This is a genomic window from Vibrio sp. AH4, assembly GCF_030710545.1.
GTDB classification, from domain to species: Bacteria; Pseudomonadota; Gammaproteobacteria; order Enterobacterales; family Vibrionaceae; genus Vibrio; species Vibrio metoecus.
The window spans coordinates 300,899-320,851 of the sequence record NZ_JALAIV010000003.1 but is presented as its reverse complement, the minus strand read 5'-3'; the positions used below and the strand labels follow the sequence as shown (position 1 = coordinate 320,851).

Genomic DNA, 19,953 nt, shown 5'->3' with positions numbered 1-19,953 from the left:
ATGTGATTGGGGTGAACGAACGTAGCCAACACCGCTGCAGCTTCAAGTAGGAAGGGTATACTTGTTGTGCGGCTAAAGTAAGCAAATTTGTCGAGCTTGGAAAGGAGCCGACTCTCACTTCTGAGTTACCCGTCATTAACATTTATCGCTTTCGTTGCTAAGTTGAAGCGTCAAGCTCGGTGCTCGTTTTAAATAGGAAAATGCTTTGAAACTTAATAAAGCAAGTTGGATAGTGTTAATCATTGTGCTGCTGATCGCGGTGCGATGGGGCTCGCACGCCATCAGTGAAAACTGGCAACTGGGGCAAGCGCAGCGCCACGGCGAGCAGCGTTTGCTCGATTACATCAGTGATGTGAGGCGCACTCTAAGTCGCTTTTATCATTTGCCGTACCTGATGACCAATGAAGCCAACACGCTCAGACTGTTTCAGGGCGATGATCGCCCGCAAGCCCAATTACAGCAGCAATTGGCACAACTGGATAAAGCCGCGAGTACCAAAGGTTGGTACATACTAACCCTCTCCGGATCCGTGTTAGCGGCCAGTAAAAATGCCGAAAGCTGGAAGCTCTCTGATGGTAAAGCCATCATCAACAAAATTTTGCAGCAGCGTGAAGGGATTTCGATTGTCACCAAATCCGTTGGCACTAAGCCTATTTACTTTGTGGCCGCCCCTGTTTACTTAGATTTGGAAATCATAGGCGCTGTTGCAGTACAAGTGGATTTAAATGTATTGGCTGATCAATGGTTCGCTAGCGATGAGTTGATCTTATTCCAAAACGCCAGCCGCCACTATTTTCTCTCCAGCAGCGCACTGTACAGTGCCGATTGGATTGCCACCCATCCTGAAGTCGCGGAAGCGGCACAAAGACGCACCCTATTTGATAGCACACGCATCACTCTGTGGAATGTGGACAAAGCACCATATCTTGCTCAATCGGTCATTTTGGACGACTTGAATTGGACCATTACCTACCTCACGCCACTTAACACGATCAATGCAACCGTGATGTGGTTCAGCGCTAGCGCCGTCGTCACCGTATTACTGCTGTTGTTATTGGCAAGGCTACGGTATGAGCAGTATCAAAAGCGCCTCAGTGAAGCCAAGATTCAACAGGTGTTGTTTGAAGCTGAAGAGCGCCAACGCAATATGATCAACAAAACCCACGTTGGGCTGCTGCTGATCGATGGACAAGGCCGCATTGAAGAGATCAATCCGATGGCGAAGCGCTATTTCAGCCTCTCGGAAAGTATGGTGCGGCAGCTGCAAGCGTGGTCGCTGTTTGATACTGGAAACCCGAATGCCACCGTGCCACTGCTGCTGAAAAATCTCACTCAGCATCAAGAGCTGGCCGACATCACCAACGTGGAAACCGTCGCGCGGCGCAGTGATGGCAGTTTGTTTCCGGTGCTGTTCTCCCTGATTGCGGTCAGTTGGAAAGATCGCCGCCACTATTTGGTGACACTGATTGATATCAGTAAACGCAAGAAAGCGGAAATCGCACTACAGAATGCCAACCGCGATTTGCAAGAGCGGGTGGAAGAGCGCACCGCAGCGTTGAAATCCGCTCAACAAGAGCTGATTGAAGCGAGCAAAATGGCGGCACTGGGGCGTATGTCAAGTGCGATTACCCATGAGCTCAATCAGCCCCTCACCGGTTTGCGTACTCTGCTTTCGAGCAACGAATTGCTCCTTGAACGCGGTGAAACTCAGCTGCTCAAAGCCAATACCAAGCTGGTGCATTCTTTGATTGATCGTATGGCGGCGATGACTTCCCAACTCAAATCCTTCGCGTTCAATCGACCCGATGCTTTGCAAGCCATCTCGCTGCCCGATGCACTACAGGAGATTTTGCGTATCCATCAAGCACGCTTAACTCCGGTGGATGTTCGAGTTCGGCTTTCTAGCGATCTGCCGTTGGTGATGGGAGAAGAGCAACGCTTGCGCCAAGTGCTCGGTAATTTGGTGTCGAATGCGTTAGATGCGATGAGTCAAACCTTAGAACCGAAGCTCAGCATTAGCGCCGTGAGTGAAGAGCATCAGGTGATCGTACGCGTAAGTGACAACGGTTGTGGGATTGCCCCTGAGCTTCTCACCACCATGTTTGAGCCGTTTCAAACCAGCAAGAAAATGGGCGAAGGATTAGGGCTTGGTCTAGCGATTGTCGCCAATAGCCTGCGAGATATGCAAGGCAGTATCGTGGCAACGAATAATCCCGATGCGGGCATGAGCTTCGAAATCCGCTTGCGTGCCGCCCAATAGCGGCAACATGCTTGATTAAAAAGAAAAACAGGTTGTACGAGACAACCTGTTTTGGCGAGTGACTGCCTCTTTTGACTGCATATCAACGCTCAGTTTGTCAAAGAGGCAGCGCGCTTAGCGCCACACACCCCATTCGCCTGTGGTTCCCGGCTCTTCACCTTGTGTCCACCACTGGGCAGTCCAGCTCTTGCCTTTATGAGTGACTAACGCGCCTGCGGTATAAGTCTTGCTCTTATCCCATGCATTTTCGGGTTGAGTCGGTGGAGTGGTATCTCCCTTCGTCAGCGATAAACGGTAAGTGAGGTTACTGTTTGGCGCAAAGACTTGGTTGGCGTACAAATTTTGCGTATCAAACATGTAGTGGTTCATCTCTTGGTGCCAAATACCAATAAACCATTCGCCGTTTTTGAGTTGATTAAACTGACCCGCTAGCTCGGCAGGCCAAGTCTCCAAATTGTTGGCACCGATTGGCAAGGCAATATCTGTCGTTTCCATACCTGTCGCATCAAATGTTCGCAAGCGAACACTATCTCCGACTTCAACAGGGCCAAACCCTTGCGGTACGTAGTAACCCAGAGCAGTGAGCTCAACCGGATCGGTCGGGTCCGTCGGATCTGGTGGCGTGGTAGCGCCGCCAAAGGTGATGTCACTACAGTTGTAGAAGCCTTCACCACCTGCATCTACCCGCTGCCAGCGCGTGTAAAGAATCGCATCGCCACTGCGATCTTGTGGCAGTGTGACTTTAAAGCGGTATTTTTTATCACTTCCCGCAGCCACATCATCCGAGCTGCCCACCAATTCCAAGTCATCCCACGTCAGTGGCTTGGTGTGGTCGTAATTCGCTTTAGTTAAGTAAAATTGCCAATACGAGGGATTGTGAGGCGTCGCCGCATGGAATACGACCTCAATTTGACCATTGGCATCTAGGGTGATTCCGGTTTTTTGCCAATGGGCAGAAGGCACATTCAAGCCCGCTTTGGCTTTATCGCCTGCCGAACAGAGCTCACCATCTTTCACCACCGCTTTTACCGCTGCCATATCCCGATACTTCTGCACATTGGCCGAGACTTCATTGCGCTGCACAAACGGAAACGCGCCGGAAACATCATAGGCCGCCTGACACGCTTGATTTGGAATCGCGTTATCCCAAAAACCACCATCGAGGTAACAGGTGTTTTGCCTTGCGCTTGGGAATTCCACCCAACCATGTGCTTGTACCTGCGGTGTAGCCAAAGCCCCGAGCATGACTGAGCCTAGCGCACTGATTTTTAGTCCGTATTTCATGATTTTTCCTTATTGATCCTGACTTATTCTTTATCGCCACTTTTGTTTACAAATGGCTAACAAAAGCTAGCAATAACCAGAAAAAAGCGTGTCAATTCCAACTCAAAGCCCAAAGGAAAATGATCAATTTGCTGCCTACTTTCCAGCCCCCGCTTGTAACAGCGACCTATTGCGCCAAGCCTTCGAGTCACTTCAAACTCTGCTACGCTCGCCAAATCGAGGGCATGACAGGATGAAATTTGGCTAACGACTAACAGTGTCAATAAAACCACCACCAACTCACCCTATATCAAAAATTCCAACCGTACTTTTTCAAAAGCTTTACGCTTCCTGACGGACTCTTTACACAGTGAGCGTTAGGATGAAACGGTGTTATTCAAACAAGGACACCTCTTGCTAAGAGATGTCGCTCACTCAATCAAAAGGACAGCTATCATGAAAAAAATTATTCTAGGTCTGACTACCTTAGTCGTTAGTGCAGGTGCTTTTGCGGGTCTCGAAACGAATCACAATGAGCGCACATTATATGCGGGCGTATATTCCAGTCAGGAACAAGCCTATGTGGCTGGCTTTCAAAAGCTGGATCAGTTGAAGGCTCTGCCATCACAAAAACTGGCGAATGAGCTTTTACTACAAGATGCGGCTCTACAACCTAAAACCTTAAAAATTGATAGCAGTGAAGTGCAAGTTCAAGCCTTTTCTCAGCAACGTGGTACTGTCCAATACCGCGCTATAGTGAAGGTTGATTACCAATATCAATCCCGTGAAAATCGTCGCGGTTAAATCTCTGAGATGGCAATGGAATGCCATCACCCCACCCTCTTTTCACATCACAACACCACTCTCCGTCCTCTCTTGCATTGCTCCATTAACGAAAACATTTAATTTTCGTTCAATTTTCATTTGATTTCAGATGAAAATTTCGCCCGCATAAAATCTATGGAATTGCTCCAAATCGATAAATTTTGCGATTGAAGTCAACAAAAACGAAAATTTACAATTTGTTTTTATAAGTAAAATAATTCACGTGCCACATCAATCACAGTAATAACAATTAATAAACATAACAATCGCCTCACTTTCGAACGAAAGCAGTTTGTTCGTTCGCTCCTTTCTTTACGTTTTCACACTCAACCCTCTCTTTGAGTCAACAAACCGTAAAGGAAGATACAACTCAAACGATTGGAAACGGTATCGAAAACGTCGCAACCAATCTGTTGGGGAATACCATCGCCAAAGACAATGAGGTCATTATGTTCGAGCTCTTCAAACCGGCTGCGCATACGCAGCGGCTGCCATCCGATAAGGTGGACAGCGTCTATTCACGCCTTCGTTGGCAACTCTTTATCGGTATTTTTGTGGGGTATGCCGGTTACTATCTAGTCCGTAAAAACTTCAGTCTGGCTATGCCTTACCTTATCGAACAAGGTTTTAGCCGCGGAGATCTCGGTGTGGCATTGGGCGCGGTTTCGATCGCGTATGGTCTGTCTAAATTTTTAATGGGCAACGTTTCAGACCGCTCTAACCCTCGTTACTTCCTCAGTGCGGGTCTACTCCTTTCGGCACTAGTGATGTTCTGCTTCGGCTTTATGCCGTGGGCAACCGGCAGCATTACTGCGATGTTTATCCTGCTGTTCTTAAACGGCTGGTTCCAAGGCATGGGTTGGCCTGCTTGTGGACGTACTATGGTGCACTGGTGGTCACGTAAAGAACGTGGCGAGATCGTGTCGGTATGGAACGTCGCCCACAACGTCGGTGGTGGTTTAATCGGTCCAATCTTCCTTTTGGGCTTGTGGATGTTCAGTGACGACTGGCGTGCCGCATTCTATGTCCCTGCTTTCTTTGCGGTTCTGGTTGCCATTTTTGCTTGGGTCATTATGCGTGATACACCGCAATCTTGTGGCCTACCACCGATTGAAGAGTACAAAAACGACTATCCCGATGATTACGACACCTCACATGAAAATGAGATGAGTGCGAAAGAGATTTTCTTTAAGTACGTGTTCAATAACAAATTGCTGTGGTCGATTGCGATTGCTAACGCCTTCGTTTACCTGATCCGCTACGGCGTACTTGACTGGGCTCCGGTTTACCTTAAAGAAGCCAAACACTTCACGGTTGATAAATCATCATGGGCTTACTTCCTGTACGAATGGGCAGGCATTCCGGGTACTTTGCTGTGTGGTTGGATTTCCGACAAAGTGTTTAAAGGCCGTCGTGCGCCAGCGGGTATCCTGTTTATGGTGTTGGTAACGCTCGCCGTTCTGGTTTACTGGTTCAACCCAGCAGGCAACCCAACTGTGGATATGGCCGCTCTGGTCGCGATCGGCTTCCTGATCTACGGCCCTGTGATGTTGATTGGCCTTTACGCCCTTGAACTGGCTCCAAAGAAAGCCGCCGGTACCGCTGCAGGTCTGACTGGTCTCTTTGGCTACTTAGGTGGTGCTGTGGCAGCTAACGCGATATTGGGCTATACCGTTGACCACTTCGGTTGGGATGGCGGCTTCATGGTCTTGGTTGCCTCTTGTGTACTCTCCGTGATCTGCTTGATTTACGCTTTCGTTGGCGAACGCGCTCACCATAACGATAAGCTTAAACAAGCGACCATTTAAGAGCGTGTGTCATCAAGCAATAACATCGTCAGTATAGCTTGTCCCCCTCGCCGCGCTCTTGCCTGATTAGGAGCGCGGCAACTCAATATCCCCAACGAACATAAATGACATGTTCAGCACCTATGGGGAGTCACAAAAAAGGATTTCATGATGCTAAAACCATTCTCGCTTTCTCTGCTGGCTCTGGCCTGCTCAACCTCGCTATTTTCAAGCATTCTTTCTGCAGAACCATTAGTGATTGCTCATCGCGGAGCCTCTGGCTACTTGCCAGAACATACTCTAGAAGCCAAAACACTGGCTTATGCGATGAAGCCGGATTACATCGAGCAAGATGTAGTGATGACCAAAGACGATCAACTCGTGGTGTTACATGATCACTATTTAGATCGCGTCACCGATGTTGCAGAGCGTTTCCCCAATCGTGCACGAGCCGATGGCCGTTACTACGCGATTGACTTTACGCTAGCCGAAATTAAAACCCTGCGCGTGACAGAAGGGTTCGACATTGATGCTCAAGGTAAAAAAGTCGCCGGCTTTCCCGATCGTTTCCCTTTATGGAAAGGGGATTTCACCGTCCCGACTCTGGCAGAAGAAATTGAGCTGATTCAAGGGCTCAACAAAACTCTGGGTTATGACATTGGTATTTATCCTGAGATCAAAGCACCTTGGTTCCACCGTCATGAAGGCAAAGATATTTCTCAAGCCGTTCTCAAGGTTCTTAAGCAGTATGGCTACGACAGCAAAGACGACAAAATCTATCTGCAATGTTTTGACCCTATCGAGCTAAAACGCATAAATAATGAGCTGCTGCCAGCGATGAAGATGGATCTCAATCTAGTTCAGCTACTGGCGTACACCGACTGGAATGAAACCATGGTTTATCAAGGTGACCAAGCCACACCGTATGACTATGACTGGATGTTTGCCGAAGGCGGCATGACTAAAGTCGCGCAATACGCCGATGGCATCGGCCCGTGGAAACCTATGCTAGTTGATGATGCGTCAACCAAAGACAATATCATTATTAAGCCGTTGATGAAGCAAGCGAAAGAGGCCGGTCTGGTGGTGCATCCTTACACTTTCCGTGCCGATAAAGGGCGCATTGCACCTTGGGCAGACAACTTCGAAGGGATGCTGGATGTGTTCTACAACCAAGTGAAAGTCGATGGTCTGTTTACGGACTTCCCTGATAAAGCGGTGGCTTTCTTAAATCAATAATGCTTTAAATTGACATTATCGTCAGTCAGCGAATAAGCGAGGGACACCTCGCTTATTCAAAACTGGCCACAAAAGCACGCAGAGCTTCAAGATCTTTGATGATAAGTCCACGCTCACCTTTTTCGACCAATCCCCTATCCACTAACTCTTTCACCGCACGGCGGTACACTCGGCTCGATGTACCGAAGCGCTCCGCTTCTGGCTCCATCCGTTCAAAGCCACCCAGATTGACCCGAGTTTCATGCTGGAGCAGCAGATCATGCGCGATGTTAAAGCTGATTGAATGCATCAAACGCTGCGTGTAAATATCCAGCGACTCTTGGTAATCCTGCGCTAAAGCAGACGCAAAAAACAGACTAAGCACAGGTTGCTGTTCAAGGCACTCTTGCAATGCCTGAGCGCAAATCACTGCTGCTTGAATCGGCTCTTCGGCCACCACATTCCACTGACAAGGCATGGCGGTAAAAAACTCCATCTCGCCAAATAGGTGATCGTCACACTGCACTTCTCCGAGTTGAAAACGGCGTCCATTAGCCGCCAGAATATTCATCGAAACTCGGCCGCAAGACACCACATAAAGAGAGTCAACAGGTTGGCCTTGCTGCAACAGTGCTTCACCCGCATCAAACCTTTTTGTCGCCGTTTGGCACTGAGCCAACGCCAAGCGAAACGCAGGCAGTTGCGCATTCAAATAGCCTGAAAAACGGCCGGTAGTATTCGCGGTAAGTTGCATAGCGTTTGGAAATTCGATTCACATAGGCATAGGCTACCTGTTTTTTGCTATTAGGCGAAGCTCTACCTAGATTCCTCACTCAACTGAGCAATACCGCTCATTGAGTGAGGCCATGTTATGGGTCGTAAATAGGTTGGGGCTAATCGAATTTAAGCGCGTTTAATGCATGCAAAGCCGCACGTGCAGCCAGCGTTTCGCCCTGCATCATCCTTTGATCAGCATTGACGTATTGATTCACGCCCTCTTGCACATCTTGCTCATACAACACCACATTATTGAGAACGGAAGCGACCTGTAACCCGCGTAAACGGCCAACCGTGAGCAGTGCAGAGGTTTCCATATCCGCCGCAAGAATCCCCTTGCGACTCCAATATCGGCACAACTTCACTTCTTCATCGGTGTAAAAGCTGTCATGCGAGCGAACAATGCCTCGGTGAGTCGGCACTGACTGCGTAGCTAAAAAGCGTTGCATCTCCAGCACCAATTCAAAGCTTGAGTAAGCCGGATAAGCGGCGCCAATATACGCCTTTGAACCGCCCTCATCACGCACTGCACCTTCCACCAAAATCAGTTCACCTAATCCAATTTCTGGCTGCATTGCGCCTGCGGAACCTACTCGCACAATGGCTTTTGCGCCACTTCGTACCAGCTCTTCCACCGCGATGATCATGGATGGCGCACCAATCCCTGTGCTGCATACGGTGATCGGTTGCCCTTCAAACTCACCACTGAATAAGCGGTATTCACGGTTTTCAGCGACAAGCTCTGCATGATTTAACAAGCTGGCAATACGGTTCGCACGATTCGGTTCACCGCAGACCACAACGCGTGGCGCAACTTGGGCAACATGAATGTGGGGTTGAATGCTCATGCAGTTGCCTCATTGGTTAGGTTTTTTTCTGCATTTTGACGAGCTGTCTGCATCCAAGCTCGGGTGCCATTGGCGGCAATGAACAGCAAAATCGCGTATTCGATAGAGAGAGCATACACACCTTGCGCCGCATAAATTCCGACACTGATGATGTTGATAACCACCCACAGAATCCAGTTTTCCACGTATTTACGTGTCATCAAAATCTGCGCCACCACCGAAAGCACCGTCATCGTCGCATCCCAGAATGGGAAAGCATCTGGAGATAACACTGGGCGATCCAGTTGTGCACCAAACAGATTCAATACATCAACGGTAATATTGGCTAAAGAAAAGAACACCGGATCAATGTAAATGGTCATCAAGATAATGCTGATCACGCTAATGCATGCCGTAAGCAGCAATTTTTGGCGGCTCATCCAACGCACCACGAGCGTATCCCCTTGAGCATTCGGGCGAGTCCACGCATACCAACCATAAATGTTGGCGCAGAAGAAAAACAGCTGTAGCAACAAGATTCCATACAGTTGGATCTGATAAAAAATGACCGCAAACAGCGTGACATTAATCAGGCCAAACAAGTAGTTAATGGTTTTTTCTTGGCTCGCAAACCAGATACACAGCAAACCAAACAGTGTTCCCACCGCTTCAATCCACGACATGGCATATCCGCCACCGATCGGAATATTGACTAGGGTGTAGTTAATATCAAAAAAAGTCATCAGATCCATTTGTTCTATCTCTCATTGTTATGACTTGCCACACTATAAGGAACAATATGAGGAAAGAGAGAGGACATTTGTCCTCTTGCGTTGATGGATGCCTCAAAAATAGGATCTAATAGAGACGTCTAACCGGAGTAGAAAAATGACGCGATGAAAGTAATATACTGTTTTAATCAAAAATGAAAACTAGGATGGAAATTAAACAACAATATACTATGGTGTAGTCACTTTATTTTTAAATAACCATTTCTTAGTTAAAATTTAATTCACGATAGCAATCATTAATTATCTAATGGATTGAGTTACGTATCTATTGCTTGAAGTTGGGTCTCATAACAGCATGTCTGATTACGTCCATGCATTTTTGAGTAATACATCGCTTTATCAGCTCTTGAAATTAAATGGCGCATACTACTGTCGTTTGGCATAATCTGAGTCACACCAAGGCTAATCGTTACTCTTACAGAACAGGTCTCTAATTCACACATAGTTTCCGCTAAGCGGATACGCAACTTCTCGGCAACTTTAAATGCTTTGTCATGATTAGAATCTCGAAGAATGATTCCAAATTCTTCACCACCTAAGCGACCAATAACATCAGTCAAGTGAAGTTCTTGTTGAATCACTTTCACAACATATTTAATAACATCGTCACCTGCAGGATGCCCAAGAGTATCATTGACCCATTTAAATTTATCTATATCGAATAAAATAAGTGAGAAAGGTACTCCATAAATATCATATTCTTTTATCGCTTGAGAAAGTAAAGAAGAAAATGAACGACGATTATGTACTTCGGTTAATGTATCCATCTCGGATAATATTTTTAGCCGCTGCTCTAGCATTTGCTGTTGAGTAATATTTTTCGCAGTCCAAATGACGGTTCTCTCCTCCCCTTCTAATAAAGGTAAAGGTTTTATAATGCCTTCAAACCAGATCTGCATAGGCTTAGGAACATGAGCGGGTAGCTCAATCATCTGCTCCTCTTCAAACTTATACTTCACTCTTTGGGTTGTATTTGCGTTCAATGCTCGATTGATATAACCAAGAAACTCATCGGCCATCTCGCTAGGCAGAATGTCATGCAGATGACGTCCGATAAAATCTTTACAATCAAAACCTGTTTCATTTTCTGCACCACCAAAGACATCCACATATCGTCCTGATTCTGAAAAGATAAAGATATGATCCGGTAGTGAATCCAATATGGTGTAGTAGCGATGACTTTCGCTCATGTGCATCCCTGAATAGAGAAATGAAAAAATATCGCTATAAAGTATGCTGTCACTCAAATAGGAGTCAACTGACTCTTGTTACTAAAGAAGTAAAAAAGTAAATAAAATGTATCCGCTATGCGAGGCTAATCTCACTTATTTAAGGAACACACACTACTACGCACCACTAAAGTCGGCTCTAACTGTACAACTTGCGCAGTGGTGTCTGGATTTTCCAACCGATAAAGCAGGGTATCTACAGCGGCTTTGCCGAGACGATATTTAGGCTGATGGATGGTGGTTAAAGCAGGGGTCATAAATTTAGCAATATGCACATCATCGTAACCAATCAGGGAGAGATCATCAGGGATTCGCAAACCTCGCTGGTTAGCCGCTTGAATCACCCCCATCGCCATCATGTCATTACACACAAACAGTGCGCTTGGCAGTTTTCCACGCTCGTACAGCTTTTCAAAAGCTTGGTAGCCACCTTCACATTCGAAGTCAGATTCCACAATCCAATCTGGATTAATGGCAATTCCCGCTTCCGCGAGCGCACGTTTGTAACCTTCATAACGCATTTGCGCTTGGTGGCGAATCAGCGGCCCCGTGATACAACCAATTTCTCTGTGTCCACACTCAATCAGATGTTTGGCCGCCATGTAGCCACCTTGCAGTGAGTTGTCTTGAATTTTGTCACTGGCAAACAGGATCGGGCCCCAATCCATCACAACAACAGGAATGTCGGGATAGCGGTCAAATACATCCAACCGTTCTCCCTCAAGGGTTGAACACATCAGCAATAAACCATCGACACGCTTTTGCAGCAAGGTATTGATGCTGGCTTTCATGCGTTGGTTATCGCCTTCGGTGTTACACAGAATCAGGTTATACCCTTTGTGATAACAACTACGTTCTACGCCTTTTACCACTTCACCAAAAAATGGGTTGGTTGAAGTGGTCACTAACATACCGATGGTTTTGGTGCGGTTCATTTTTAGGCTACGCGCGAGGGCGGAGGGTGCGTAATTGAGTTGCTGAGCCGCGTTGTTCACCCGCTCAGCAATTTCATCACTCACAAAACGGCTTTTATTGATCACATGGCTCACGGTTGAAGTGGAGACGCCTGCAAGTCGAGCGATATCCTTCATGGTGGCCATGTGTTTTCTCCTATGAGTGTTCTGCTAAAAAGACCTCAACTTCCGCACGAGTGGGAATCGAGGTTTGCGCACCAAAGCGTGTTACCGAAATTGCGGCGGCAGCATGGGCAAACTTAATGGCTGATTCTAGAGGCATTTCTTGCAACAAGCCAGTCACCAATGCACCGTTAAAGGTATCACCTGCGGCAGTGGTGTCCGTGGCTTTCACCACAAAACCGGGAATTCGTTGCCCACGACCATTTTCGCTTAGCCAAACACCTTTTGAGCCAAGAGTAATGATAACAATCTCGATGCCTTTACAGTGTAAAGCGTCCGCCGCTTGCTGCGCGCTAGAATCATCATAAACCGTAATTCCGGTGAGCACTTCCGCTTCGGTTTCATTCGGCGTGATCAGATCTACACACTTCAGCAACTCATCAGGCAGTTCACGGGCTGGTGCAGGGTTAAGAATCACATTGGTTTTGGCCGCTTTGGCCTCTTGCGCCGCTTTTAAAATGCCATCAAGCGGCGTTTCTAGTTGCATCAGCAGATAACGTGCATCACGAATTGCCGCGAGATCTGGCTCAATCGCAGCGGCCGTCAGCTTGGCATTGGCTTCTGCAGAAATGCAGATACTGTTCTCGCCACTGTCGGAGACTTGAATCATCGCAATGCCGGTTGGGCAGTTCGGTTGCAGCTTCACGCCCGCCGTATTAATGCCATCTAACTTAAAACTTTCACGAATATTAATGCCAAACGAATCATCGCCAACACAGGCAATAAAACCCACATCCGCTTGCATACGTGCGGCGGCAACCGCTTGGTTTGCCCCTTTTCCGCCCGGAATGACTTGATAATTGCGCCCGTGTAGGGTTTCTCCTGGGCGAGGAAATGAAGGCACTTGCAGCACATGGTCTGCATTGACGCTACCCAGAACCACCAACTTATTCATACGGTTATCCTTTGTATTGATGAGGAAAAACAGAGTGGTTTAATGGCTGATACCCTTTGTATTGTTTTGGGCAAAACGTGGGAGGTAAACCCGTAAACCGCTCGGTTTTCCCTCCTCATGTGAGGAGGGAAATGGGTGATTATTTTGAAATCACTTTCAGAGCAACAGGGATATAAGCTTCCACTTTTTCACCCTTGAGCATTTTGTCGGCGGTTTCAACACCAATTGCGCCGATCATGTCTGGCTGCTGTGCGACAGTGGCTGCTAATTGGCCGCGCTCTACCGCTGCGATGCCATCATCGGTGCCATCAAAGCCAACAATCATCACAGACTTGCCTGACGCTTGAATCGCACGCAGTGCACCCAATGCCATTTCATCGTTTTGCGCGAAAACCGCTTGAACATCTGGGTTCGCTGCCAGTAGGTTTTCCATCACGTTCAAACCTTTAGTGCGGTCGAAGTCCGCAGGTTGACTGGCCAGCAGTTGCATCTTGCTGCCTTTCACTGCATTCATGAAACCTTCACCACGCTCACGCGCCGCTGAAGTTCCGGCGATGCCTTCCAGTTGGATCACTTTGGCATCGCTGCCAATTTTCGCTTCAATAAAATGGCCTGCCATTTCACCGCCGACCACGTTATCGGACGCAATGTGGCTCACTACCTCACCACGGCTCGCGCCACGGTCAAGCGTCAGTACCGGGATCTTGGAGCGGTTCGCGATACGAATCGCGTTAGAAACCGCATCCGAATCGGTCGGGTTGATCAGAATCGCTTTCACGCCGCGCACAGTCAGATCTTCCACGTTCGAAAGCTCTTTGCTTGGGTCATTTTGCGAGTCCAGCACAATCAGGTTGTAGCCAAGTTCTTTGGCTTTCGCTTCGGCCCCATCCTTCATGGTCACGAAAAACGGGTTGTTCAGCGTTGAAAGTACAATCGCCACAGTATCTTGCGCTTGCGCCGCAAAAGAAACCGAAGTGGAAAGTAGAGCAGCAGAGATAAGAGTGGTCAGTTTTTTCATTCTCATAGTCCTTTTTGGTTGCGCCTCGCAGTTCTTGCCCTGCTGAGGCGGATTCACGTTTTATTTATTTTTGTTGTCTACCAAGACCGCCAGCAAAATAACCACAGCTTTCGCAATCATTTGGTAGTAGGAGGAAACATCGAGCAAGTTCAATGCGTTGTTTAAAAATCCGATGATGAGAGCGCCGATCAGCGTGCCCATGATGCGACCTTTACCGCCCATCAAACTGGTGCCCCCGAGCACCACAGCCGCAATCGCATCCAATTCATATCCCATACCCGCGGTGGGTTGCGCTGAAGAGAGGCGAGAAGTGACAATAATGCCCGCTAGTGCAGCCAGTAAACCGCAGATGGCATACACGCCGATTTTGACGCGATCTACGTTGATACCTGAAAGGCGAGTCGCCGATTCGTTGCCGCCCACTGCATACACATAACGGCCAAAGCGAGTGTGATTGAGTAGATACCAAGCGCCGGCAAACACCACTACCATCAGCCATACCGGGACAGGAATGCCCAACGCGTAGCCTGTGCCAAACCATGCAAAGGTGTCCGCCGTATCGGTAAATCCGGTCGAAATCGGACGCCCATCGGTGTACACCATGGTCACGCCGCGCAGCAGAGTCATGGTTACTAATGTCGCGATAAAGGCCTGCACTTTGCCTTTGGCAATGATGATGCCGCTGATTGCGCCAAGCGCAGCGCCGGCCAGCAAAGCCGTCGGTACAGCTACCAGAACAGGGACTTCCATCGCCACTAAGGTGGCCGCAAAAGCGCCACACAAGGCAAGCACCGAACCGACGCTCAAATCAATCCCTGCGGTTAAGATGACCAAGGTCATACCCACCGCGATGATCGCGTTGACCGAAGTTTGGCGCAGAATGTTCAGTAAGTTATCAACCGTGAAAAAATTCGGGTTTAAGAAAGAGACGACAACCACTAAAAACAGCAGTGCGATCAGCGATTTTTGTTCAATCAACCACTCTTTGCTGAGCAGTTTTTTACGGTTATCAGATGTCGTATTAGTCATGGTTCGGGTACTCATGCTGTATCCTTGTTTCATGCTGCGTGAGCAGGGTTACGCCCTACCGCACACGCCATTAATTTCTCTTGATCGGCTTCGCTCGCCATAAACTCGCCGCTAATCCGCCCTTCATGCATCACCAGAATGCGGTCACTCATGCCCAGCACTTCGGGCATTTCTGAGGAGACTAAAATGATGCTCATGCCTTCAGCTTTGAATTGGTTGATCAGTTGGTAAATCTCTTTTTTCGCGCCAACGTCAACGCCGCGAGTCGGTTCGTCCAAAATCAGTACTTTGGGTTTGGTCATCAGTCCTTTAGCGATCGCCACTTTCTGCTGATTGCCCCCAGAAAGGTTGCCAATGATTTGCTCACGACTTGGGGTTTTGATGTTGAACAGACGAATAAAGTCATCCACAGCAATCACTTCATCGGCATGACGAATTTGCACACCTTTGCTCAGTTGATCGAGCGCGCAAAGTGACATGTTCTCTTTCACCGAAAGACCGAGTACCAAGCCATCGCCTTTACGATCTTCAGAAATATAGGCGATGCCATTGGCCAAACCATCTTGCGGGCTGACGGGGTTAACCGTGCGCCCGTTGAGGTTAATCACGCCACGCTCCGAAGGCAGCGCGCCATAAATCACCTTCATCAGTTCAGTGCGCCCAGCCCCCATCAGGCCAGAAACGCCAAGTATTTCACCTTTTTTGAGCGTAAAGCTGACATCGTGCACACCCGAGCCAGTTAGGCCAATCACCTCAAGGCTGATGTCACCTTGCTGCGCGGCAATACGTGGGTACTGCTCTTCCAGTTTACGGCCAACCATCATCTCAATCAGGCCATCTTCATTGGTATCGCATACGCGGCACTCACCAATAAATTTGCCGTCACGCAGTACGGTGATGTCGTCACAAATCTCAAAAATCTCTTTCAAACGGTGCGAGATATACACAATGCCGCAGCCTTGTTCGCGCAGTTCATTAATGACATTGAACAGAGATTCGGTTTCGGTATCGGTCAGCGCATCGGTCGGTTCATCCATGATGATAACTTTCGATTCAAACGACAGCGCTTTGGCAATTTCCACCATCTGCTGCTCACCCAAGCTCAGCTCTCCGAGCAAGGTTTTAGCACTGTGTTTCACATTCAAACGTGCGAGCAGTTGATCCGCTTTACGATGCATTTCATCCCATAGAATGCGTCCGAATGGCGAAGTCATCTCACGACCAAGGAAAATATTTTCCGCAATCGTCAGCTGCGGGATCAGGTTGAGCTCTTGGTGAATAATGCTGATGCCCGCCAGTTGCGAATCTCGTGGGCCTTTAAAACTCACAGGTTGGCCTTGATACTCAATGCTGCCCGCATCTTTGCTGTAGATGCCGGTCAGCACTTTCATCAAAGTTGATTTGCCTGCGCCGTTCTCACCCATTAACGCCATTACCCGCCCCGGATAGACATTCAGGCTCGCTTTGTCCAAGGCTTTTACGCCAGGGAACGCTTTTTCAATTTGGCTCAGGGCTAAAATTGCTTGAGTCATAGTGGTTCCTCCATGGTTGGGCGTGGTTAAAACACGACACCCGCTTGGAAAATCACATTGGCGTAAGGTGTACATTCACCGGTGCGCACTACCGCGCGGCTTTGCAGCGTGCGTTGTTTAAACGCTTCATGGCTGATGTATTGGATGGCAATTGGCTTACCGCACAACTGTTCTTCTGCTTTCAGCTCGCGACATAAGGCTTCATGCAATACCGGACTTACTTGAGCAAACTCTTGTGCCACGATGACACTTTCAATCTGTGATTCAGACAAAATCACCCGTACTGTTTCCAAAAAAGAAGGCACCCCCTGAGTCAGCGCGAGATCAATACGTGTCACTTCATCAGGGATTGGCAGCCCAGCATCACAGATCGTGATTTCATCGGTATGGCCGAGTGTTGCCACCAAGTAAGAGAGTTCAGAGTTTAGTAGGGTACTTTTTTTCATGGTGATACCTTTTATTGATTCACGTTTGAATAACGACAGCATCACTTTCAATTGGCGAAAAAATGCACATCGAAACGTTTCGATGACATAATAGTTTACTCAATTAAGTTTGCACGCGACAAATCGACAGAATGTGAAAACGATCAGCAAAATGGGGCTTCACATACGCAACTGAATGAATTCAATTCGAGATGGCACCATCTTTTCGCGCTGATTTAACACAGCGGCATCTCGGTTCGGTATAGTGGCAGCAAGTAATGAAGATTTGATGAGGATAATTGATGAAAAACACTCTGCTGGTGATCATGAGTGCGCTCACGCTTTCGGCCTGTAGCGAAGTGGGCAGCAAAGCTTGGTGTGAAGATATGCGCGAAAAACCAAAAAGCGAGTGGAATACTCAAGACACGCTCGACTTCGCCAAACACTGCATTTTCAACAATGAAGTCGGTAGCAAATCTTGGTGCGAAGATATGGATGAAAAATCCAAAGGTGACTGGACAGCCAAAGAAGCAGGTTCGTACGCTAAATATTGTGTGCTGTGAGAAGGAAAAACCCCAGAGCACATTTGGCTCTGGGGAATAATACATTATCTATTCACTAACCCAAAAGTGACGGTAACCTTGAGCATTTTCGAACACCCCAGGCATACGTTCCCCTTTCACTGTAGAAATAACTTCGTTACTTAGATTATCAAACCATCTTCCACTTATTGGTGATTCGTCGTTAGGGAAAACAATCCATCTTTGTTTGATATTCTGAGTGTGGAACAGCTTATCTACTCCTTTATTACGTGCATGATCAACTAAATCTTTTGGATAATGTAGCATGTCCCGATAACTACTATCATCTAAATCATATAACACTGTAACTAGAGCAGCTTCAAATGCCCAATATCCGAAGTAATTTGAAATCCTACTTTTATGACGATCAAACCAATAGCAATCTTTCATCCTTTTATACCAAGTCAAAAGATATTTTTTAATACTTTCTTGACGCTCTTCTTTAGTCGGAGAAACACCATCACCTTTCATTGAGTTATAAAGATGTTCATATGTTCTAGGGAAAACTAAATCTTCAGAACGAGGTAATCCTATATACCCAACTCTAGCAAGAAGAATACTAAGAATAGGATCATCTTTACCTAGTGGATTTTTCCCCAACATTCGAACAATCACTTTTAACACGTTAATGTTACCTGATAGAACAGCGAAACTAAAAGCAAGAACTAGAAAATTGAATGAATCAGGCTCCCAATATAGATATACTTTCGATGGGAAATCATTTTTATGTCTTTCAAGATCCAAAAGAGCGTCTTCAATTAGACTATTTACTTTTAGAATGTCTCCCCCTGCTGAATACTCTAATATTGCATATTCAAACTTACCTAAAGAGATAGACCAACTAATTCTTGTCCGTAAAGCTAAGCTATTACTCAAGTCTCTAACTTTATTATAACGCTCATTTTTATCTTCTTTAAAGTAGTCACTTTGCTCTTTATATACATCAAACTCTAGAAGCAGATCTCGTCTAGTTAAATCGAAGTCAGTTCTTTCCTTACTCATAGTATAATCTCTTCAATACTTTTTGCATTTTCGTCTAACTTAGTTACGTTAGTAACATGTCCACTTTCATCAACAATGATTAGCCAACGTTCATACTCTGAATCCATCACTCTTTCCGCCTCTCTGCTTGTTAACTCAGCCCTTATTCTAGGTTCAATCCACGCATCACTCATCTGCGTAGAAGCAGGGAATCCTTGTGATCCTTTTGTTTTAGATAAAAGTGTCTCTTTAGCTAAGCCATCATCATCAATAAATTTACCTGATTCAGTCCGATATTTAGTCTCAGTAATCACAAAAGGTGGAGGTGGAGCCAAATTTTCATAAATACCATCAATACCACGACCTCTTGGTTTATCAGCCATAGTGCGCACTTGTCTATCCTCAGGCAACATATTTTTGAATCGGCGGTTTAGCATAAAGTTATCGCTAATAATTTCACCATATAGCCCTTTCTGTGCATTAGTCATACGGATAAACTTTGGATCTATCGCTGCAACACTTTCATCCAACTGATGAACAACAGCTCCATTTGGTAAACCCTTGAAAGACGTTGGAAGCTGGTTAACCTCATTTTCGACCTCATCAGCAGAACGTCGAAGCAAAGATTTAACTTGTTCCAAAATATCACTTATAGGTTTCTGAGCAGAATCTCGAATATTTTTTACTATGGAGAATGAATAGTTAAGACTTAACGAAACATTATCTGGTGCAAATGGTTTTATTTTATTAATGCAACTGCCAATTACCGAAATAATATTGTCGAACAATGACATTAACTGCTGTGCACTTATTGAACTAGCTAATTCCCTTAATTGAATGGCTACAATTAACATCACATCTTTGGAACTCTTATTACCAATAATTCCCTTTACTTTAGGATCATTTAGAAATGAAAAAATTGGTTTTAAAGCTAATCTAACAACTATTCCAACATCGTTTCCTGCTCTGCGAATATAGAGGAATAATATTTTTAAAACGCCCTTCACTGCTGAGCCTAATGTAGGAATTAATCCAATGAGGGTAAGACATAAAGCAATCCATGCACCTGTATCTGATTTATCTTTATGAATTTGTTTACAATTAGCAATAACGTCCCGACAATCCAAAACTTGATCAACAACAGGAATTAATCCAAGAACTGCATTAGCAGCTATTTGACCTGTTGTAAGATTTTCATTAAAATCACCTTGCAAAGCTTCCCAAATCCATTCAACGGAAGCAACAGCTGAATTAGCGACCTCTTGAGCTTTGTTTTTTATGTAATCTTCACCAGAACTATAAGCTTCTAATAAATTATCATATAAAGATTGAAAGAGTTCATTTCCCCACATTGTTATTCACCTAATAACTGGTCAAGA

General features: G+C 46.4%; 18 protein-coding genes. 5 read left to right on the top strand and 13 right to left on the bottom strand.

From position 1 onward, the window contains the following. The first annotated feature begins 205 nt into the window (after positions 1 to 205). Positions 206 to 2,260: an ATP-binding protein gene (locus MKA69_RS14555; RefSeq protein WP_305848368.1), complete on the top strand. Its 2,055-nt coding sequence runs from the start codon at positions 206 to 208 to the stop codon at positions 2,258 to 2,260. 114 nt (positions 2,261 to 2,374) lie between these two features. Here MKA69_RS14555 and MKA69_RS14550 read toward each other — a convergent pair whose 3' ends face one another. Next, positions 2,375 to 3,544, bottom strand: coding sequence for a lytic polysaccharide monooxygenase (locus MKA69_RS14550; RefSeq protein ID WP_305848367.1), 1,170 nt, complete (start codon positions 3,542 to 3,544; stop codon positions 2,375 to 2,377). Between the two features lie 435 nt (positions 3,545 to 3,979). Here MKA69_RS14550 and MKA69_RS14545 point away from each other — a divergent pair, with 435 nt between their 5' ends. The 3 genes from MKA69_RS14545 to glpQ all read left to right on the top strand — a co-directional run bounded on the left by MKA69_RS14545 (position 3,980) and on the right by glpQ (position 7,374). Then, positions 3,980 to 4,327 carry a DUF3316 domain-containing protein gene (locus MKA69_RS14545; RefSeq protein ID WP_055027898.1) on the top strand — a complete coding sequence of 116 codons (348 nt, stop codon included), beginning with the start codon at positions 3,980 to 3,982 and terminating at the stop codon, positions 4,325 to 4,327. Between the two features lie 470 nt (positions 4,328 to 4,797). Beyond that, positions 4,798 to 6,156 (top strand): glycerol-3-phosphate transporter, encoded by a 1,359-nt coding sequence (gene glpT / locus MKA69_RS14540; protein WP_305848366.1) that lies wholly within the window; start codon positions 4,798 to 4,800, stop codon positions 6,154 to 6,156. Between the two features lie 150 nt (positions 6,157 to 6,306). Beyond that, positions 6,307 to 7,374 (top strand): glycerophosphodiester phosphodiesterase, encoded by a 1,068-nt coding sequence (gene glpQ, locus MKA69_RS14535; RefSeq protein WP_305848365.1) that lies wholly within the window; start codon positions 6,307 to 6,309, stop codon positions 7,372 to 7,374. A gap of 52 nt (positions 7,375 to 7,426) precedes the next feature. Here glpQ and MKA69_RS14530 read toward each other — a convergent pair whose 3' ends face one another. The 10 genes from MKA69_RS14530 to rbsD all read right to left on the bottom strand — a co-directional run bounded on the left by MKA69_RS14530 (position 7,427) and on the right by rbsD (position 17,033). Beyond that, positions 7,427 to 8,107: a Crp/Fnr family transcriptional regulator gene (locus MKA69_RS14530; RefSeq protein ID WP_248373029.1), complete on the bottom strand. Its 681-nt coding sequence runs from the start codon at positions 8,105 to 8,107 to the stop codon at positions 7,427 to 7,429. 139 nt (positions 8,108 to 8,246) lie between these two features. Next, entirely contained in the window at positions 8,247 to 8,978 is a 732-nt protein-coding gene (locus MKA69_RS14525) for a nucleoside phosphorylase (protein ID WP_305848364.1), read from the bottom strand. Next, positions 8,975 to 9,709 (bottom strand): nicotinamide riboside transporter PnuC, encoded by a 735-nt coding sequence (pnuC, locus tag MKA69_RS14520; RefSeq protein WP_371131866.1) that lies wholly within the window; start codon positions 9,707 to 9,709, stop codon positions 8,975 to 8,977. Before pnuC ends, MKA69_RS14525 begins: the two co-directional genes overlap by 4 nt. A gap of 296 nt (positions 9,710 to 10,005) precedes the next feature. Then, positions 10,006 to 10,938 (bottom strand): GGDEF domain-containing protein, encoded by a 933-nt coding sequence (locus MKA69_RS14515; protein ID WP_305848363.1) that lies wholly within the window; start codon positions 10,936 to 10,938, stop codon positions 10,006 to 10,008. Between the two features lie 131 nt (positions 10,939 to 11,069). Further along, complete coding sequence (locus MKA69_RS14510) at positions 11,070 to 12,077, bottom strand: substrate-binding domain-containing protein (protein ID WP_305848362.1); 1,008 nt, start codon at positions 12,075 to 12,077, stop codon at positions 11,070 to 11,072. 10 nt (positions 12,078 to 12,087) lie between these two features. Further along, on the bottom strand, positions 12,088 to 13,008 hold the full coding sequence (gene rbsK / locus MKA69_RS14505) for a ribokinase (protein ID WP_305848361.1): 921 nt from the start codon (positions 13,006 to 13,008) through the stop codon (positions 12,088 to 12,090). Between the two features lie 139 nt (positions 13,009 to 13,147). Next, complete coding sequence (gene rbsB / locus MKA69_RS14500) at positions 13,148 to 14,026, bottom strand: ribose ABC transporter substrate-binding protein RbsB (RefSeq protein ID WP_000737178.1); 879 nt, start codon at positions 14,024 to 14,026, stop codon at positions 13,148 to 13,150. Positions 14,027 to 14,086: 60 nt separating this feature from the next. Beyond that, on the bottom strand, positions 14,087 to 15,070 hold the full coding sequence (gene rbsC / locus MKA69_RS14495; protein ID WP_000107607.1) for a ribose ABC transporter permease: 984 nt from the start codon (positions 15,068 to 15,070) through the stop codon (positions 14,087 to 14,089). A gap of 14 nt (positions 15,071 to 15,084) precedes the next feature. After that, a complete protein-coding gene (gene rbsA, locus MKA69_RS14490) occupies positions 15,085 to 16,587 on the bottom strand; it encodes a ribose ABC transporter ATP-binding protein RbsA (protein WP_000189455.1) in 1,503 nt (500 codons plus the stop codon). 26 nt (positions 16,588 to 16,613) lie between these two features. Beyond that, the gene (gene rbsD / locus MKA69_RS14485; protein WP_305848360.1) at positions 16,614 to 17,033 is read right to left on the bottom strand and encodes a D-ribose pyranase; all 420 of its coding nucleotides are present in this window, start codon (positions 17,031 to 17,033) and stop codon (positions 16,614 to 16,616) included. Between the two features lie 281 nt (positions 17,034 to 17,314). On the opposite strand from rbsD, the gene MKA69_RS14480 reads away from it, so the two are divergent. Beyond that, a complete protein-coding gene (locus MKA69_RS14480) occupies positions 17,315 to 17,575 on the top strand; it encodes a DUF3012 domain-containing protein (protein WP_000799239.1) in 261 nt (86 codons plus the stop codon). Positions 17,576 to 17,623: 48 nt separating this feature from the next. On the opposite strand, the gene MKA69_RS14475 is transcribed toward MKA69_RS14480, so the two are convergent. Together MKA69_RS14475 and MKA69_RS14470 are read right to left on the bottom strand one after the other, a co-directional pair. Beyond that, positions 17,624 to 18,595, bottom strand: coding sequence for a DUF1911 domain-containing protein (locus MKA69_RS14475; RefSeq protein ID WP_305848359.1), 972 nt, complete (start codon positions 18,593 to 18,595; stop codon positions 17,624 to 17,626). Further along, a complete protein-coding gene (locus MKA69_RS14470; protein WP_305848358.1) occupies positions 18,592 to 19,926 on the bottom strand; it encodes a hypothetical protein in 1,335 nt (444 codons plus the stop codon). The genes MKA69_RS14475 and MKA69_RS14470 overlap by 4 nt, the downstream gene beginning before the upstream one ends. Positions 19,927 to 19,953 lie beyond the last annotated feature (27 nt).

Bases quoted from the DNA above. Each gene is read 5' to 3' on its own strand.
- MKA69_RS14550 (WP_305848367.1), bottom strand. From the start codon at position 3,544: ATGAAATACGGACTAAAAATCAGTGCGCTAGGCTCAGTCATGCTCGGG.
- MKA69_RS14545 (WP_055027898.1), top strand. From the start codon at position 3,980: ATGAAAAAAATTATTCTAGGTCTGACTACCTTAGTCGTTAGTGCAGGT.
- glpT (WP_305848366.1), top strand. From the start codon at position 4,798: ATGTTCGAGCTCTTCAAACCGGCTGCGCATACGCAGCGGCTGCCATCC.
- glpQ (WP_305848365.1), top strand. From the start codon at position 6,307: ATGCTAAAACCATTCTCGCTTTCTCTGCTGGCTCTGGCCTGCTCAACC.
- MKA69_RS14530 (WP_248373029.1), bottom strand. From the start codon at position 8,107: ATGCAACTTACCGCGAATACTACCGGCCGTTTTTCAGGCTATTTGAAT.
- MKA69_RS14525 (WP_305848364.1), bottom strand. From the start codon at position 8,978: ATGAGCATTCAACCCCACATTCATGTTGCCCAAGTTGCGCCACGCGTT.
- pnuC (WP_371131866.1), bottom strand. From the start codon at position 9,709: ATGGATCTGATGACTTTTTTTGATATTAACTACACCCTAGTCAATATT.
- MKA69_RS14515 (WP_305848363.1), bottom strand. From the start codon at position 10,938: ATGAGCGAAAGTCATCGCTACTACACCATATTGGATTCACTACCGGAT.
- MKA69_RS14510 (WP_305848362.1), bottom strand. From the start codon at position 12,077: ATGGCCACCATGAAGGATATCGCTCGACTTGCAGGCGTCTCCACTTCA.
- rbsK (WP_305848361.1), bottom strand. From the start codon at position 13,008: ATGAATAAGTTGGTGGTTCTGGGTAGCGTCAATGCAGACCATGTGCTG.
- rbsB (WP_000737178.1), bottom strand. From the start codon at position 14,026: ATGAAAAAACTGACCACTCTTATCTCTGCTGCTCTACTTTCCACTTCG.
- rbsC (WP_000107607.1), bottom strand. From the start codon at position 15,070: ATGAGTACCCGAACCATGACTAATACGACATCTGATAACCGTAAAAAA.
- rbsA (WP_000189455.1), bottom strand. From the start codon at position 16,587: ATGACTCAAGCAATTTTAGCCCTGAGCCAAATTGAAAAAGCGTTCCCT.
- rbsD (WP_305848360.1), bottom strand. From the start codon at position 17,033: ATGAAAAAAAGTACCCTACTAAACTCTGAACTCTCTTACTTGGTGGCA.
- MKA69_RS14480 (WP_000799239.1), top strand. From the start codon at position 17,315: ATGAAAAACACTCTGCTGGTGATCATGAGTGCGCTCACGCTTTCGGCC.
- MKA69_RS14475 (WP_305848359.1), bottom strand. From the start codon at position 18,595: ATGAGTAAGGAAAGAACTGACTTCGATTTAACTAGACGAGATCTGCTT.
- MKA69_RS14470 (WP_305848358.1), bottom strand. From the start codon at position 19,926: ATGTGGGGAAATGAACTCTTTCAATCTTTATATGATAATTTATTAGAA.